The sequence below is a fragment of the Oceanobacillus sp. FSL K6-0251 genome (assembly GCF_038004725.1).
Classification (GTDB): Bacteria; Bacillota; Bacilli; order Bacillales; family Amphibacillaceae; genus Oceanobacillus; species Oceanobacillus oncorhynchi.
Genome location: NZ_JBBORS010000001.1, coordinates 1,543,184 through 1,558,885, shown reverse-complemented (window position 1 = coordinate 1,558,885; position 15,702 = coordinate 1,543,184). Strand labels below are relative to the sequence as shown.

The following is a 15,702-nucleotide window of genomic DNA, read 5'->3' as shown; positions in this document are numbered from 1 at the left end:
TCCTATATGATGTAATAAACGCTTAAAATAACAAAAGTAAGTCCACCTAATAGAAGCGAACTTCCGATAGTAATAATGGCTCCTTGTTTTTGAATGGTATTGGCGATAAGACCGGGTACAATAACCCCAATCCCTCTAAACTCCAATATTTCAAACGGGAGCACCGGATAGGTATAATCGAGGAGCAGCTTCAACACAATCCCTACGGATAACATAGCAGCAAATTTTCTGCGTCCATAGAGCAGGACAATGCGTGAAAGTCCGTATGTCACAATAACATATGTTAAAAGACTGATACCAAAAATAACGGCAATAAAGATAGGCTGGTCAAAAACCAGTGCTAAATATCCAGGCACAACCAGTCCAGCCGGGACAATGCCGGTTTTCTCTGAAAAAAGTAAGCTTAGAATAACTCCAAGCACGAGTGCAATATATAAATCTGAGCCAAACATTCTATGATCCTCCTATTTCTCTGTTTCTGTGCCGGCATGGAATTTTTCAACTAATGGTTCGGCAGCACCGTGGATATTCCCTATTCCATAAATCATATTATCTGAAGATATCTCGATTAATGTTTCATAGATTTCATCCGTTGATTTCCCTTGAAGATCCATTACTTGATTAACTTCCAGTTTGCCAGATTTCACAGCATTCTTAATCGGGTCGGCCTTCTCCCCAATCAATACAAGCACATGCATCGGCAGGTGCGGCAATACATCATCCACAAATTGAATGGTCCGGTCCACACGGTCTGCCCGGCAGTTCATTACGATAATCGGGTTCTTCGCCGGATACCCTAATGACGCTACATTCTTCCAAATGTTAATGGTAGAAACAGAGTCATTGGCCGCAAAACCGTTAACGAAATAAGTTTCGGAACCTTCATGGCTCACCTGCTTAATCCACATCGCGCCCGGATCCGGCTGCGCCTTAAGCATTCCGCGAAATGCTGTTTCTTCATCAATATCCAATGCTTCCGCAACTGCTAAAGCGAGCGAAGCATTTTCCGGGAAAATCATATAATCGAATTTGCGTAAATATGCATCCGGAATTTTGCTGTTATCGGCCACAATCACTTTCGTGTTTCTTTTCGCTGCTTCTTGTTTAAAATACTCTACATAAGGACCTTCAGAGATAATTAAATGCCCATTATGCGGAATCGTCGCTGTAAAGGCTTCGGCAATCTCATCTAATGTCGGTCCCATCACGTCCATATGGTCTTCCAGCACATTAACAATTACACCAATATTCGCTTGGAGCAGCTTCTCCTGAAAAACAATTTGATAATCCGGGTTAACCGCCATACACTCACTTACCAACGCCTCGGCGCCCAAATCGGCTGCTTTTTTCACAACGATTTTCTGTTCACGGATATTCGGACCCTCAGGACGTCGGACAATAGGCTCTTCCTCCGGCGTATTCCAGTAAATCATCCTTGCTGAAGTACCAGTCGTTTTCCCGATGGTCTTATACCCCGCTTCTTTAATAATACCTGTAATCAGCCGCGTTACTGTTGATTTCCCACGGATTCCATTCACATTCACCCGAATCGGCAAAGCATTCACATGCTTTTTATGCGAATTCCACTCCATGATACCGATAACCAGTACAATAACGAGCACAATTGGAATCAATAACATAACTATACCCTTCCTTTATCATTCATCAAATCATGAAAATCGCAGAATTTCATTTCGCAATCATCAGCTGTCATGTTTAGACACACTTTGACAACACGTTAGACATTTTAACAAAAAAAATAAGTGTTACTAGGAAAAATCCTTTTTTTTATTCTATTTGTAATCTGCGTGACTAAACTGACTTTCAAATGTAATGTATTGTAATTTTATAAAATTTATGTCGATTACTCCTGCTATTTTTCAAGACTTTCTAATCTATTATATCAATTTTTATAGCATTGTCGTTTTTCAAATCCCTTCTTACACTTTATTCGCAGAAAAAAGTAATACAGGAGAATTTATCCAGTTGATGCACTGACCATAAGATGACCTTGATGAAAGCACACGCACGAAAACCGATATCGAATCATTCACATAATCAAAACCGTTATATAGCAGGAGTCTGCCGGTCTATAGTTTTCAATTCCAACAAAATTAATATTCCGATAATCAGCAAGTCGATAATTGTAAAAGAAGGGGTACTAAAAAATCAAAAAATGACGCATCAAAGTTAAGAAAATTCCGCCAAAAATGACAGCGTACAAAATGAATTGGTTTAATATACCACGTTCGAGCGAATTCTAAACCAACTGAATCACAATAAAAGAAACACTTTGACTGAGACAAATAAGCTGTACTTGTTATGAAATATACCGAGTTACTGCATAAACACTAGGATTAGAGAGCAAAATACAGTTATTAATAAAGGCGAACTTCATTGAGCAGGAGATTTTTTCTGATGAATGAGACTCTGATAATAAAAATGGAAAGGAAGGTGATTAGATGAAATACGTTTTAGCATTCTTCATTAAATTAGTTCTGACAACAGGAATATTATGGGTCACTTTAGGTTTGCTTTTTCAAATTTCTTTCAGCAGCTTGATGATAACCAGTTTGATTTTAACTGCCGTTGCATTTGCAGGTGATATGCTGATTCTTCCCAGAATAGGGAGCATAGCAGCTGCAGTAGGTGATTTTGCACTTGCTTATATCGGCATCTGGGGAATTGGCGCTTTACTGTATGACAATGCACTTTCTGTGGATGGAGCGGCATTAATAGCTGCTTTTCTAATTACAATAAGTGAACTTTTTTATCATCGATATTTGCGTAATTTTGTGTTTGATCATGTAGATGGAGAGGAGAACCACATTAATTCGGATAGCTTGCAAACAGAAGTAAGTGAAGAATTTTATGCTAAAAAAGACAAAAACAAATAAAAAACTATGTCGGCCTTATCATTTTTGCAAGTTTTTCCCGTCAACGCCTGAAAGTATAAATTAAGTCTAACGGCAAAGCATAAGAGAAATAGGAAAATAATAAGGAGTGATTCCCATGAAGTTAGCCTCTCATGAATTACATGAGCTAAGCGAGCTGATTGCAGGGTGTTATAATACAATATCTTGCATGGCAGGCTTTATTAATCAAGCCCAAGACCCTGAATTGAAGGAATTATTACAAAGGCACTTCCCGTTACATGTACAAGACTATAATCTAAAAGTAGAATTTGTTCAAAGCGAAACAACACCGGATATTACAAAATTTCAGCCTGCTCAAATAAATCCGATGTTAGCATCCTACACGCAGGCTCCCATTTCAGAATTTCCTGCTGCAACGCCGCGAACAGAAGTACAGCAGCATACCGACCGTGAAATTGCTACAGCTTATCTGCTTAATCAGAAGAGTTCTGCAAAAAATTATGGTAATGCTTCTGTAGAATGCGCTAACCCGGATTTAAGAACGTTTTTGGAACATGCCTTTTTGAACAGCAATCACCATGCTTACGAGGTTTGGCAGTATATGACAAAAAAAGGCTATTACCCATTAATGGCCGCACCGGATTATGCTATTCAGACGATAGCTTCTATCTACCAGCCAGTTGAGCAGCCGCCTCAATTATAAAAACAATTAAAAACCAGGAGCAGACTTCCAGTTTCTCGCTCCTGATTTTTTAACGAACGGCTACACTATCTTTTTTCTCTCAAAATACTCTCTTTGCAAAATTCCCATATGAATCATATCGTACCACTTCCCGTCCCGAAATAGAGCCTCTCTGCTTTTCCCTTCCAATTCAAAACCAAGCTTCTTATATAGATGAATTGCCCGCTGATTAAAGGAAAACACCCGTAAGGATATCCGGTGCAGATTCAGTTCAAGAAAAGCATAATCAAGCAGCAATTCCATCCCTTCTGCCCCGTAGCCCTTTCCCCAATATGCTTTCTCACCAATATCAATAATACATTCTGCGTTCCGGTTTTTATGATCCATGTGAATGAGAGAGACAATCCCAATAGCCGTATCCTTTTGCTTATCAACCATCATATACCCTTTTGACGTGTCCGATTTTAAAATAGCATACTCTACAAAATCCTCGGTAGCTTTTATTGGATATACATCTAAAGCAGGACTGGTTGAATGCATGACCTCTACATCATTTCTCCATTTATGATAAAGCTCTGTATCCTCTTTGGTCATCTTTCTCAATCTAAGCCTTGCAGATTCAAATAACATGCAATCACTCCTTATATAGTAATTTTTCCAAAGTAAAGCACAGAATGGATAATTGTTCCTGTACTTTTGTTTGTTTCATCCCCAGCTGAAAAGTATCGAGCATCAGTCCATTCAAAAAAGAAATCATATATCTGGAAATTCGCTCTGGTGACTGCTGCAGCTGAAATTCTTTCTTTTGTTCGCCAAGCATCAGTACTTCTTCTATCGCTTCTGTTATTTCATCGTAACGCTGGGATACATAAGAAAAATCATCTTTATGCTGTTGCGAGGTTAAAAAGAATTCGGCTTTTGCCTGAAGCAAAGACTGATTGATATTTTCAATAACCTGCTGCTGCATTTCCAGCCATCGCTGAATCTGCGGCCAAATCTGTTCGTCATTTGAGACTTCAAAAAACGCCACATCTTTTTGGTCGTCTTCTCTCAACACTTCCAAAAAAACATGCTCCAGATTATTAAAATAACGGTACATTGCTCCCCTTGATATACCTGCTTCATCCATGATATCCTGCATCGATGTTTGCACATAACCTTTCTTGATAAAGACCTTTTTCGCAGCTTGAACCAAGTTCCTTATCTTTTCTTCCTTATAAGCCTCACTTACTTTAGGCATCGAATCACCTCGGTTACAATCATTAAAATATACAACAGTGTCGTTTATTTTATTATAACGACACTGTTGTATATTTTCAAATTCGAGCTATACTGCTTTTTGTTCAGCCAGAAAGATGGCGTGATCATATAAAAAGATTGCTGAATTATATAATCCAGCAACCTTTTTTTAATAACCGTATTTCATTCTCTAATTAGCCCTCTGCGCTATTACTGTTCATCGTCCACATATCTCCCGAAATCAGGAACAGCTGTCTGATCAAATGTTTTTACTAATTTCTTCAGTCCTTCAGACAGTTCCTCCTCGTACATCGGTTCTCCGTGCCCCGTTATTGCTATTGCTGGTTTTAAGGCTTCCAGCGTTTGAACCGATTTCTTTGCTGCTTCCCAATCTGTTGTAAAATATCTCGGCGGTCCGTGTATTTCTCTGTCCTGTACCATTACTTTATATAAGGAATCCTGTTTCACAGTAATAAAAGCATCTCCAGCAATCAGTATTCGATCGGATTCTCTATATAAGGAAATATGTCCCGGAGAGTGTCCTGGGGTGTGTATCCATTTCCAGCCAGGCATCTCCGGCACACTTCCATCAGCCGGAAGCTCCGCTATACTGCTTCCAATGTCAATGGGCTCATTAGGAAACATGGAAGAAGCTTTAGCAACCAGCCCGCCCTCCACACTCGGATCCGGCTCGGGATAACTCTTTTTTCCAGTCAGGAATGGAAGCTCCAGCTTATGGGCGTAGACAGGGACATTCCAATGCTTCACTAAATTAACCAGTCCCCCTACATGATCAAAATGACCATGTGTTAAAATAATTGCTTTTGGCCTGCTGTTCTTGCCGAAGCGTTCCTCTGTCACAGCCATAATTTTATCCGCTGATTTCGGCATACCCGCGTCAATCAACACAAAGCTTTTTGTTTCTGGATCTTGCACGAAACAAATATTAACAATTTGGATAGTATGACAATAGATGTCTGACAAAACTTCTGTACCTGCACCGCTGTTCACAGACGTGGCCGGAATATATTTATAATCCGCTCCGTAAGAAAGGTTCTGATCCATTTTTTATCTCCTCCTAATATGTCATCATTTGAATGAATATATAGATACCTTTCCTTTGCATTACATTTTTATCCCTTTTGGTGAAAGATTTTTACATTTTTTCTGGATAAAGGTTTATAGCAGTCCTGCTGGGCAATGCGTTTTAATAATTATTTTCTCTGCTAAGATTTTCCATTATTTAACAAAAATCAACCGAGGCTGAACCATCGAATTTTTTAAAAAATATGTTATATTAAAACAGAGAAAGGAGTTTTACCATGTCTAAAAAGATTTTGATGATTGCTCTGACATTATTGAGTGCAATCGTCTGTATTTTATTAGCTGCGCGGCAGCCGACAGGTCCCAATACCATTTCCTATGATGATCTTGGCGGTTTATTTATTTCCATAGGGATGGTCGTCGTGTTATTTTTACCGCCCCTTCTTTTATCATTCTTCCATCATGTGGTGGTAAGAACTATTTCAGCAATTTATCAAGCCTTGATTGCCATTTCTTTTACCGGGCTTATTTTGGGAAGCTTTTTTGCATCGACGGGTGCGGCCGTTACGATTACAGCAATCATCGGAACGATTTTAAGTATTACAAGTATTTTTGTAACCCTTTATGCAGGAAAAACAAAAAATACATATAGCTTCTAAAATGGATTGGATAATTATCTTATCCATTTTTTTATGACGAAAATTCTTTTATATTAAGAAACATTTTTTCCTAAATAAAACCAGGGTGCTGTTCATTTTTCGAACAGCACCCTGGTTTTATTTAGATTATGCTTTTTCCTGTACAAGATTATCCTGTTGCAACTCTGGATTTTCCTCCTGCGTTGTTCTGCCGCGTTTAATAAAGAATGATAAAATCAACCCGATAACTGCAAATACCGTAGATACCATAAAGGCATCATTGATTCCCTGAACTTGCGCAAGGTTAGCTGCATGCAGCATATCCTGCTGGTTTGCAGGATTAAAATGGTTATCTGCAATAATACCTTCTATACTGTTTTTAGCCTGGTTCGTCATAACTGTTACTAAAAATGCCGTACCTATGGCTCCTGCTACAGAACGGACTGTGTTAACCATAGCCGTGCCATGCGGATGAAGCCTTTGCGGCAGCTGATTTAATCCAGCCGTCATAATAGGCATCATAATCATAGACATGCCGAACATACGAATGGTGTAAATGACAATCAGGTACGAATAGCTTGTTGTATCGGTAAGCTGTGTAAATAAATAGGTTGTTACGACAGTTATCGCTAAACCGAAAACAGCAAGCGGACGTGCACCAATTCGATCAAACACCTTACCAGTGATCGGCGACATAATCCCCATTACTACCGCTCCCGGCATCAACATCAAACCGGAGTTCATCGGGCTGACACCTAAGACATTTTGTAAATATAGCGGAATCAGCAGCATTGGAGCAAACATAGCTACCGTAATTGCTATATTAATCACCGTGGTCAGAGAAAAAATACGGTCCTTGAACACTCGGAAATCCAACATAGGGACATCTGCCTTTAATTCACGTAACACAAATAAAATTAATCCAACAAAGCCGACAACTAATCCTGTGATTACTGTTGCATCTGTCCATCCGTTTGTACCCGCTGTACTGAAGCCGTATAAAATACCGCCAAACCCAAGGGTAGATAGAATAACTGCTATCACATCAATATCCGGGAAGGTCTGTTTTGTAACATTTTTCAAGAAAATAGCTCCAAGAATAATTGTTAAAACAGCAATTGGGAAAATGATATAGAATAGTAATCTCCATGAGTAATGTTCTACTACAAAACCGGATAACGTCGGACCGACCGCTGGCGCGAAGATAATCGCAATACCAATAATCCCCATCGCTCCTCCGCGTTTTTCAACCGGAAACAGTGCCAGAACCACGGTTGTTAATAGCGGCATTATAATCCCTGCGCCGACTGCCTGAATAATACGTCCCGCCATCAATATAGGGAAATCTGGTGCAATCCCGCAAATTAATGTTCCCAGCGCAAATAAGCTAATTGCTGTTAAAAACAGCTGTCTTGTTGAAAATTTCTCCATTAAAAATGCCGTAATCGGAATAAGCACCCCATTAACCAGCATAAACCCTGTCGTAATCCATTGTGCTGTACTTTCTACAATATCTAAATCCTCCATTATTGAAGGCAATGCTACATTCATCAATGTCTGATTCAAGAGCGATACAAATGCGCCCAAAATGATAACAGCAAGAATGGGCCCCTTTTTTATATTGTTCATTGTTGATTCAGCCATAATACTTTCTCATCTCCTATTTCTTTTACAATTCTTTTTTCAACTAATTCCAGTCATTGATCTGGAAGATACAGCTTCACTTATTCCGCATCACAAAAGAAAAAGAATGTTAAAAAAATCACATTCCAATCCTTTCTTCTTATCTACTTCGTTTTTAAAAACGGCTACACGGTCTGCAATGTTTTTAAAAATACTTCTATCCGGTGCACAAGCGGCTGACATTCTTCTATCTCAGCTAAAAACAAAAGTAATGATTTAACCAAAAACGTTCTGGGTTTCTTTTCATGGATTTCTGCTTGTAAAGATTGTACGGCTGCAGCATACTCTTCTTTTTCCTCATCATACAGCGCCGATTTCTTTATTTTCTTCTCCAGTTCTTCCAAAAGCTGATTGATTTGCTGTTCTGGAGATTTCGGTTCCAGGTCTGCTTGAAAAGCCTCGTATTCTTTCATTTCCAAAGGTGTCAACACAGGTTCTGCCTCTGTTGTATGCTGCACAATCGTATCAAACCGCTCCACAACAAAACGGGCAACATCTTCAAAATCAAGCTCCTTGTGATCTCGAAAAATCAAGGAAGTATACTCTTTTAATGTCCCCTGAAACATCAGTGCCAGGTCCCAGATGTACGGCTCTACTTGGCTTCCATAAGCCTCCATAAAGCAATCCTTATACCAATTCATCATCGTGATTCGGATTCGTTTCATAAGCAAAGAAATTTTCGGATTGTCATGTGGAGGCAATGCAGTCAGTAACATACTCAAGTAATCTTTATTTTCACGAATCCCGTCAAACTGTACAACCACCTTTTGAATCAGCTTTTCTTTTGGAGGCAGGGAGGCATCCAGATTGAGATTTTCAGCCTGCTCCAGCATTTTCCGGTGATTGTGACGGATTACCTGTATCAATAAATCTTCTTTTGAATCAAAAAAATTATATAATGTCCCTTTGGAAATTCTGCAGTCATTAGCAATTTCCTGAACCGATGTAGCAGCATATCCTTTTTTAGAAAAAAGATGAATTGCGGATTGCATAATTTCTTCTTTTTTATCCATTATTTATCCCCTTTTTAAAATACATCTCTTCCACTTTTTGCTTTCTGATATCCCTGTTTCCTAAAATCAACTAGATTATATTACCGTTAGCTTTCTTCCATACATATGACCACTAAGTCAAATTAGTACTATTAAGTCACTGACATATTATAATTGACCAATTGGTTTTTTGTCAACTACTCAGTTCTATCATAATTAGGCGAGAGGATTCCCAACCTCAAGGCAGGCTAACGTCGCAACGTCCTGGGGTTGCGATTACTCACCCCATCGAAAAGAGTTGTTGCAACGCCTGCACTAGTACATCCTGGGACTGCGATTACTCGTCCCATCGAAAACATTTGTACGTTGGAATATGCAGGGTGAACCCCAATGAGTAGATGGGAGGTGAATTGCTTTTTTGTATTTACGAACATAAGTTTGCATGGTATAATGTTCTTGAAAGACGCTCTTTGAAAACTGAACATAGCAGGTTGTGGCGAGAATCGTTGCTTTGCCACGTAAAATGTTCAAGCCAAACATGGCAGCCAGGACACACAAACGTGTGAACCTCATATAGGCTGAAACGTAATCTCAGGAGGCAGGACCAATAGGCTAGCGGGGTTGGGTGTTTTTAGCACACCGATGTGTCAACTCCACTGGCGGTTAATCGTCATCTTGAAAGTCGACACCCCAGAAACCCACACTTCAAATTTCTTTAGAAATGAAGTCGCGGGAGTATTCATAAGTGAATAATTTATTTAAAAAGAGCCATACTTTTGTCAGTATGACTCCTTAATATGCAGCGTTAATCAACGGGAGGTTTTGTATCTCTCATTGAATATTTAGTTGAATGAATCGATTTAAATATATCCGCAAGAAACTAAAATATCCGCAGCAGTTTACTGCTTCGCAACCGCTCTATAAAAATCTCCAAGGTTTTTGTTTGGAATGGCGATTTCGTAATAATGGAAAACGCACGTGTAAAAGGAAAACCTTCCATAGGCAATATCTTCAAATCACCATATTTTATTTCTTTTTGAATCGCCCATTTCGAAAGCAGTGTAATACCTAATCCAGACGCAACGGATTCTTTGATTGATTGGGTACTGCTAAATTGCATCAATCGGACAGGCTGAATATCCGCCTTTTGAAAAAAATTTTCCGTCGCCGCTCTCGTACCTGAACCATGTTCGCGCACAACCCATGTTTCATTTGCTAAGTCACTTAGCTCTATTTTCGCTTTTTGATGGAACAGCTTATTTTCTGTCGAAGCAACGATAACCATTTCATCTTCTGCTAATTCCTCAATCATCATGTCCTTCCTGTTAAATTCTCCTTCTATTATTCCTACATCCAGCTGATGCATTGCAACCAAATCCGCTATTTCAGCTGTATTCCCAATCGTCACAGCTGGTTCGATATCCGGATGTATTTCCAGCAGGTCAGCAATAATCCTTGGTAAAACATATTCCCCAAAAGTGTAGCTTGCTCCAATGGCCAAGGGTCCATTCGCTCTATTCATCAAATCATCCACTAAATGCTGCATGGTTGTATATAAGCCCAGTATTTCCTTCCCGTAATGATAAACAATTTCTCCAGCTTTATTTAAACGAACATATTTGTTGCTGCGTTCCAATAACCGTATGCCTGCACTCTCCTCCAATGTACGAATATATTGACTGACCGCCGGCTGGGTCATGTAATGCTCCTCCGCCGCTTTGGAAAAACTCTGCTTTTCTGCAACGGTTATAAATATTTGCAAATGCTTATCCATCCCTTCACCCTCTTTCCTCTCATTTCTATTATAACAATTTACTTATCCTATTTATTATAATAAATTATTTTCCTTATTCATTTATGTTGGCTATGCTATAAGAAGGAGGTGCTTTTATGACTTCACAAGCATCACATCGAATAAAACGACAGCGCTTAAATTCTGCAAAAAACTGGATTGGCGGTATTGTATTTACCTTTTTTATTGCCTTGCTCGGGTTCTTCTTAGCAAAAGTTCCTGGCTTTAACCATGCTGGGCAGCTCGCTTGTGCTATCATTATCGCCATCATTTACAGACAATTTTTTGGTTATCCGGAAGCGCTGCGTTCTGGAATTACGTTTTCATCTAAAAATCTGCTCCGCTTCGCTATCATTTTATATGGATTAAAACTAAACATCGATACCATATTGCATGATGGGCTCGGACTCCTTGTACGTGATGCGTTTATTATTCTGTTTGCAATCAGTGTGATGATCTGGCTTGGCAAGGTATGCAAAGCAGATAAAAATATTTCGCTTCTGCTCGGAATCGGGACAGGAGTTTGCGGTGCTGCCGCCATTGCAGCTGCAGCACCAATTATGAAGACAAAGGATGAAGATATTGCTATCAGCGTCGGGATTATTGCAATGATGGGCACTGTCTTCGCACTTGGATATTCATTATTGCGTCCTGTCTTACCATTAACCGCTTTGGATTATGGAATTTGGTCGGGAATCAGCCTGCATGAGCTTGCCCATGTTGCTATTGCAGCAGAGCCGGCCGGAGAAGATGCATTAGCCATTGCATTACTTGCTAAATTAGGACGTGTATTTTTACTTATTCCTCTTTGTTTTATTCTTATTTATATAATGAAAATCAAAACAAGCGGTTCTCAAACACAAAATAAGGTTGATTTTCCATGGTTTCTGCTTGGTTTTATCCTGATGAGCCTTATTGGCAGCTATGTGCTTGGACACACCATCCCTATATCTGAAAATATGATGGAAGGAATCTCCGCAGCAACCACATGGATATTGACAGCAGCTATGGTCGGGCTTGGATTGAATGTCAGCCTGAAAGACTTGCGGTCAAAGGCTTTAAAACCGTTGCTGGCAGTGACTGTTACATCTGTTTTTCTTTCTATTATTGCTTATTTTATTATTTGAATACGTGTAATAAAAACGACTCTATCATAGATTATATGAGCCGTTTTTATTGCAATCAGGAGATCACCTTTTTCCCAACATATTCCAGCTCATTTTCTTCACACCAATTAATGGCAATTTGCCTGTATTCATTATCCCCATAGAATAAAGCTTTCCATGATATCGTAATCACTCACTTCAAACTGATTAGGGAATCTAACGTATTTTCCCGGATTTATTTCTAATTCGTCTTTAAATGTTCTTTGCTCTTCTCCCATATAATTATTGCCTATTTTATAATGATTTCTATAGAACGTTAACTAAATGCTTACTATGAATTATGGATTATAATGATTCATGTTATGATAAATGAATAAACAAAGCCATAGGAGGTAAAGACACATGTCCACGGAATTTATTCTAATTGTTGTTATTGGTCTTGCACTTATTTACCTGTCAACGTTGCGAAACAGAAATAAACCCGCTGACAGACAAGGAAGAGAGCTGAAGTCTCCAGAAGCGATACTCCCAGAAGTTCAGCAGAGGTTGGAATCAGGAGAAAATAAAATTAAATTGATTAAGCATGTACGTATCGAAACCGGGCTTGGACTGGAGGATGCGAAAAATTTAGTTGAGGGGAACTATAAAATGAAGAGCCCCATTGCAGATTCCGACCTTAAGGAAAAAGTCCAAGAAATGCTTCAATCTGGCACCGGGGAAATCAAAACAATAAAATACGTTCGCGAACAGACTGGATTGGGCTTAAAAGAAGCAAAGGATTTTGTAGACAATGTCAAAAAGAATGAAGAGATGTAAATCCGCAGAGAGACTCTGTTTTCTGCTGTCAAAATAGAAACGCAGCCAGTTATACGGAGGTAAGGGAGCTGTGATTGTGATTCCAATCCAAAAAGTATACGGTTATATAACAAGACGGAAAGAAGACAAAATACAAGTCCTTGTTTTCCGGCATTCTAATCCAGCAGCCGGCGTACAAATTCCTAAAGGAACCGTGAAAGACGGAGAAGAAACAGAAGAAGCGGTCATTCGGGAAATCAAAGAAGAGACAGGATTAAAAAATTTCAAAGTCGAAACATTGATTGCAGAAGATTTTTGGAAAAATGATGATGGGGCTGTTCATCAGAGATTTTTTTATGAGATATATGTAACAGAGTCTCTTGATGAATGGGAGTATCAGCCAACAGGTGGCGGGGAAGAAAAAGGACTGACCTTCCGCTACTTTTGGATTTCTTCTCCAAACGAAACAGAGCTCGTCCGAGGGCATGGGGATTACTTAGATTATATCTTTTAGCAGAAGACTTTTTTAAAGATACATGTTGATATGATTTCTTAGGGACTGTGATTTATAATAATGACCTTATAGACTATCTGACTTGTTCCTGCTGTTTTTCTTTGCATAATACGTCCATGTATAATACACAATCCAAAATAAAGCGATGACTACAAACGCATAGAGCATTCCTTTATTTTCTGGTATAAAGATGATTAAAGAAATAGAAATGAGTAAAGACGGCGGCATAAGTATCCAATAACGTTTATTTTTAAAAGTATTCATAGCAGTCCACCTCCATTAAATCAGAAATCCATCCCGGAAAATATGATAGCCTTTCCATCATTACCTCTTTCTTAACAAATCTAGTTTTTTAAAAGAAGCCGCTTAGAACATATGAATCAAGCGGCTTTCTCTGTAAACTTATTCTGCATCAGCAACTTTTACCAGCTGCTTCCCTATATTATCTCCGGAAAATAGTCCTAAAAACGCATCTGGAATCGAATGGAATCCTTCTTGAATGGTCTCTTCAAACTTCAATTCACCATTAGAAACTGCTTCTTCCAGTGCCTGATAGGCTTCATCATAGTGGTCGGCAAAGTCTCCTACCAGCAAGCCCTGCATTTTCACACGTGATTTAATAAGGAATTGCTGCACGCGCAGGCCAATATCTTTTTCTCCTTCTTCTAAATTATAGGCAGAAATCGCGCCGCATACAGGTACACGGGCGAACACATTTAATAACGGCCAGACAGCATCTGAAATTTCACCGCCGACATTTTCATAATAGACGTCAATTCCATCTGGACATGTTTCTTTCAGCTGCTCACTGACATTTCCTTTTTTGTATTCAACAGCTGCATCAAGCCCGAGTGTTTCTGTAATATAAGCAGCTTTTTTCTCTGATCCGACAATGCCTACCACTCGTGCTCCTTCTTTCTTAGCTAGCTGTCCCGCGATTTGTCCGACAGCTCCTGCTGCCCCCGATACAACAACGGTCTCTCCCTTTTTTGGCTCGCCAATATGCATCATGCCGAAATAGGCGGTGAGTGCAGGCATTCCCAACACGCTTAGAGCGCTTGATGGACTCATTCCTTTTGTAGTTACCTTTCTCACCTTATCATTTTTGACCACATTGTATTCCTGAAAATCGAGCGTACCAGTTACCAGGTCGCCCTTTTCAAAATTACTGCTGTTGGATTCGACCACCTGGCTTACTGCTGCGCCCTTTAATGGTTCCCCTACTTCAAAAGGAGCTGCGTAGGATGGACCATCAGACATTCTCCCGCGCATATAGGGGTCTACCGATACATACAACGTTTTAAGCAACAGCTCTTCTTCTGAAGGTTTACCGATTTCTGCCTTTTTAAATTGAAATGTATTTTCATCCGGCAGCCCATTTGGACGCTCTTGTAGTATTAATTGTTCTTGTGTCATCCTTATTTCCTCCTTCATCTTTACTGTTAACAAAATAAAAATTAACCTTTATGTATCTTTTCCTTTCTCTCTAAAAGATTAAACATAACTTTTTGTTTATTTCCATGCAAAAAAGCTTGTTATTATGTACAATGAAAATTTGACAATTAATTTAAATAGGGAATTGTAAATAGAGAGAGAAAGAAGGGTAGCGTTTTGAAGTCTCAAAGATTAACTCCTGCTTCTTTTTTATTGGCAGGGATTATATTTCTATTATTATTCGGCGTCATCGCCTGGGGTGTATATTTTGAAAGCAATTGGATCCGTTCCTTTGATTTATCATGGATTGAGCGGATTCAGGGAACAATTTCTGAAGGAAAAACAGCTTTTATTATGTTTATGACAGAGCTGGGAAGCATGAAAGCTGTTATCGCCATGACAATTATTATTTGTATTGTCCTCTTTTTCAAGCGTAAATTTGCAGAAGGATTATGGTTCGGCGGTACGATTCTTTTCTGCGCAGCAATCGGCGGAAAAGTATTAAAGAAAATCGTTGAACGTGATCGCCCTAACTTCTTACAACTTATTGAAAAAACAAACGAAAGCTTCCCGAGCGGACATGCCACAGCTACAACGATTTTTTATGGTTTTATCGGGATGGTACTTATTCTTTCAGTTTATCAAATATGGAAAAAAGTAATTATCAGCTTTATCACACTTGTTTGGATTGGTTTTATATTATTTACGAGAATTTATTTAGGAGTACATTTCCCTACAGATGTGCTTGCCGGATTTTTATATGGTTTAGCTGCTGTATTTATTTCCATAGGCGTCTATTTACTTATTCGGGAGCCGCTTCGTCAGCTTCTCCAAAAACTTCATTTAGCTGATCAAAGTCAGGCTTTTAAAAGAGCGAGATAGTACGAAGAAAGGCATCCGTATGAGA

17 protein-coding genes are annotated in these 15,702 nt (G+C 39.1%); 7 read left to right on the top strand and 10 right to left on the bottom strand.

Annotated elements, in window-relative coordinates:
• Positions 1–2: 2 nt before the first annotated feature.
• On the bottom strand, positions 3–452 hold the full coding sequence (gene pgsC / locus MKY45_RS07975) for a poly-gamma-glutamate biosynthesis protein PgsC (protein ID WP_042532875.1): 450 nt from the start codon (positions 450–452) through the stop codon (positions 3–5).
• A 12-nt stretch (positions 453–464) separates the two neighbouring features.
• The gene (pgsB, locus tag MKY45_RS07970; protein ID WP_193064991.1) at positions 465–1,640 is read right to left on the bottom strand and encodes a poly-gamma-glutamate synthase PgsB; all 1,176 of its coding nucleotides are present in this window, start codon (positions 1,638–1,640) and stop codon (positions 465–467) included.
• Positions 1,641–2,462: 822 nt separating this feature from the next.
• Here pgsB and MKY45_RS07965 point away from each other — a divergent pair.
• The gene (locus tag MKY45_RS07965) at positions 2,463–2,897 is read left to right on the top strand and encodes a YndM family protein (protein ID WP_042532871.1); all 435 of its coding nucleotides are present in this window, start codon (positions 2,463–2,465) and stop codon (positions 2,895–2,897) included.
• Positions 2,898–3,012: 115 nt separating this feature from the next.
• Positions 3,013–3,579, top strand: coding sequence for a spore coat protein (locus tag MKY45_RS07960; protein ID WP_193064992.1), 567 nt, complete (start codon positions 3,013–3,015; stop codon positions 3,577–3,579).
• 60 nt (positions 3,580–3,639) lie between these two features.
• On the opposite strand, the gene MKY45_RS07955 is transcribed toward MKY45_RS07960, so the two are convergent.
• From MKY45_RS07955 to MKY45_RS07945, 3 genes are all read right to left on the bottom strand, one after another.
• The gene (locus MKY45_RS07955) at positions 3,640–4,188 is read right to left on the bottom strand and encodes a GNAT family N-acetyltransferase (RefSeq protein ID WP_042532867.1); all 549 of its coding nucleotides are present in this window, start codon (positions 4,186–4,188) and stop codon (positions 3,640–3,642) included.
• Positions 4,189–4,192: 4 nt separating this feature from the next.
• Positions 4,193–4,798, bottom strand: coding sequence for a TetR family transcriptional regulator (locus tag MKY45_RS07950; protein ID WP_042532866.1), 606 nt, complete (start codon positions 4,796–4,798; stop codon positions 4,193–4,195).
• Between the two features lie 209 nt (positions 4,799–5,007).
• Positions 5,008–5,862 (bottom strand): MBL fold metallo-hydrolase, encoded by an 855-nt coding sequence (locus tag MKY45_RS07945; RefSeq protein ID WP_193064993.1) that lies wholly within the window; start codon positions 5,860–5,862, stop codon positions 5,008–5,010.
• Positions 5,863–6,119: 257 nt separating this feature from the next.
• Between MKY45_RS07945 and MKY45_RS07940 the strand changes: the two genes are divergently transcribed.
• Positions 6,120–6,500, top strand: coding sequence for a hypothetical protein (locus MKY45_RS07940; protein WP_042532863.1), 381 nt, complete (start codon positions 6,120–6,122; stop codon positions 6,498–6,500).
• Between the two features lie 126 nt (positions 6,501–6,626).
• Here MKY45_RS07940 and MKY45_RS07935 read toward each other — a convergent pair whose 3' ends face one another.
• The 3 genes from MKY45_RS07935 to MKY45_RS07925 form a co-directional block, all read right to left on the bottom strand.
• A complete protein-coding gene (locus MKY45_RS07935; RefSeq protein WP_042532862.1) occupies positions 6,627–8,123 on the bottom strand; it encodes a DHA2 family efflux MFS transporter permease subunit in 1,497 nt (498 codons plus the stop codon).
• A gap of 164 nt (positions 8,124–8,287) precedes the next feature.
• Positions 8,288–9,175, bottom strand: coding sequence for a TetR/AcrR family transcriptional regulator (locus tag MKY45_RS07930; RefSeq protein WP_193064994.1), 888 nt, complete (start codon positions 9,173–9,175; stop codon positions 8,288–8,290).
• A gap of 859 nt (positions 9,176–10,034) precedes the next feature.
• Positions 10,035–10,928, bottom strand: coding sequence for a LysR family transcriptional regulator (locus MKY45_RS07925; protein ID WP_193064995.1), 894 nt, complete (start codon positions 10,926–10,928; stop codon positions 10,035–10,037).
• A 116-nt stretch (positions 10,929–11,044) separates the two neighbouring features.
• Here MKY45_RS07925 and MKY45_RS07920 point away from each other — a divergent pair, with 116 nt between their 5' ends.
• The 3 genes from MKY45_RS07920 to MKY45_RS07905 all read left to right on the top strand — a co-directional run bounded on the left by MKY45_RS07920 (position 11,045) and on the right by MKY45_RS07905 (position 13,361).
• Complete coding sequence (locus MKY45_RS07920) at positions 11,045–12,073, top strand: YeiH family protein (protein WP_193064996.1); 1,029 nt, start codon at positions 11,045–11,047, stop codon at positions 12,071–12,073.
• Positions 12,074–12,454: 381 nt separating this feature from the next.
• Positions 12,455–12,868: a ribosomal protein L7/L12 gene (locus MKY45_RS23285; protein ID WP_413465460.1), complete on the top strand. Its 414-nt coding sequence runs from the start codon at positions 12,455–12,457 to the stop codon at positions 12,866–12,868.
• A gap of 76 nt (positions 12,869–12,944) precedes the next feature.
• Entirely contained in the window at positions 12,945–13,361 is a 417-nt protein-coding gene (locus MKY45_RS07905; protein ID WP_193064997.1) for an NUDIX hydrolase, read from the top strand.
• A gap of 66 nt (positions 13,362–13,427) precedes the next feature.
• Here MKY45_RS07905 and MKY45_RS07900 read toward each other — a convergent pair whose 3' ends face one another.
• Entirely contained in the window at positions 13,428–13,625 is a 198-nt protein-coding gene (locus MKY45_RS07900; RefSeq protein WP_042532852.1) for a hypothetical protein, read from the bottom strand.
• 138 nt (positions 13,626–13,763) lie between these two features.
• Positions 13,764–14,777 (bottom strand): NADP-dependent oxidoreductase, encoded by a 1,014-nt coding sequence (locus MKY45_RS07895; protein WP_042532850.1) that lies wholly within the window; start codon positions 14,775–14,777, stop codon positions 13,764–13,766.
• A gap of 195 nt (positions 14,778–14,972) precedes the next feature.
• Between MKY45_RS07895 and MKY45_RS07890 the strand changes: the two genes are divergently transcribed.
• Complete coding sequence (locus tag MKY45_RS07890; RefSeq protein ID WP_193064998.1) at positions 14,973–15,677, top strand: phosphatase PAP2 family protein; 705 nt, start codon at positions 14,973–14,975, stop codon at positions 15,675–15,677.
• Positions 15,678–15,702: the final 25 nt, after the last annotated feature.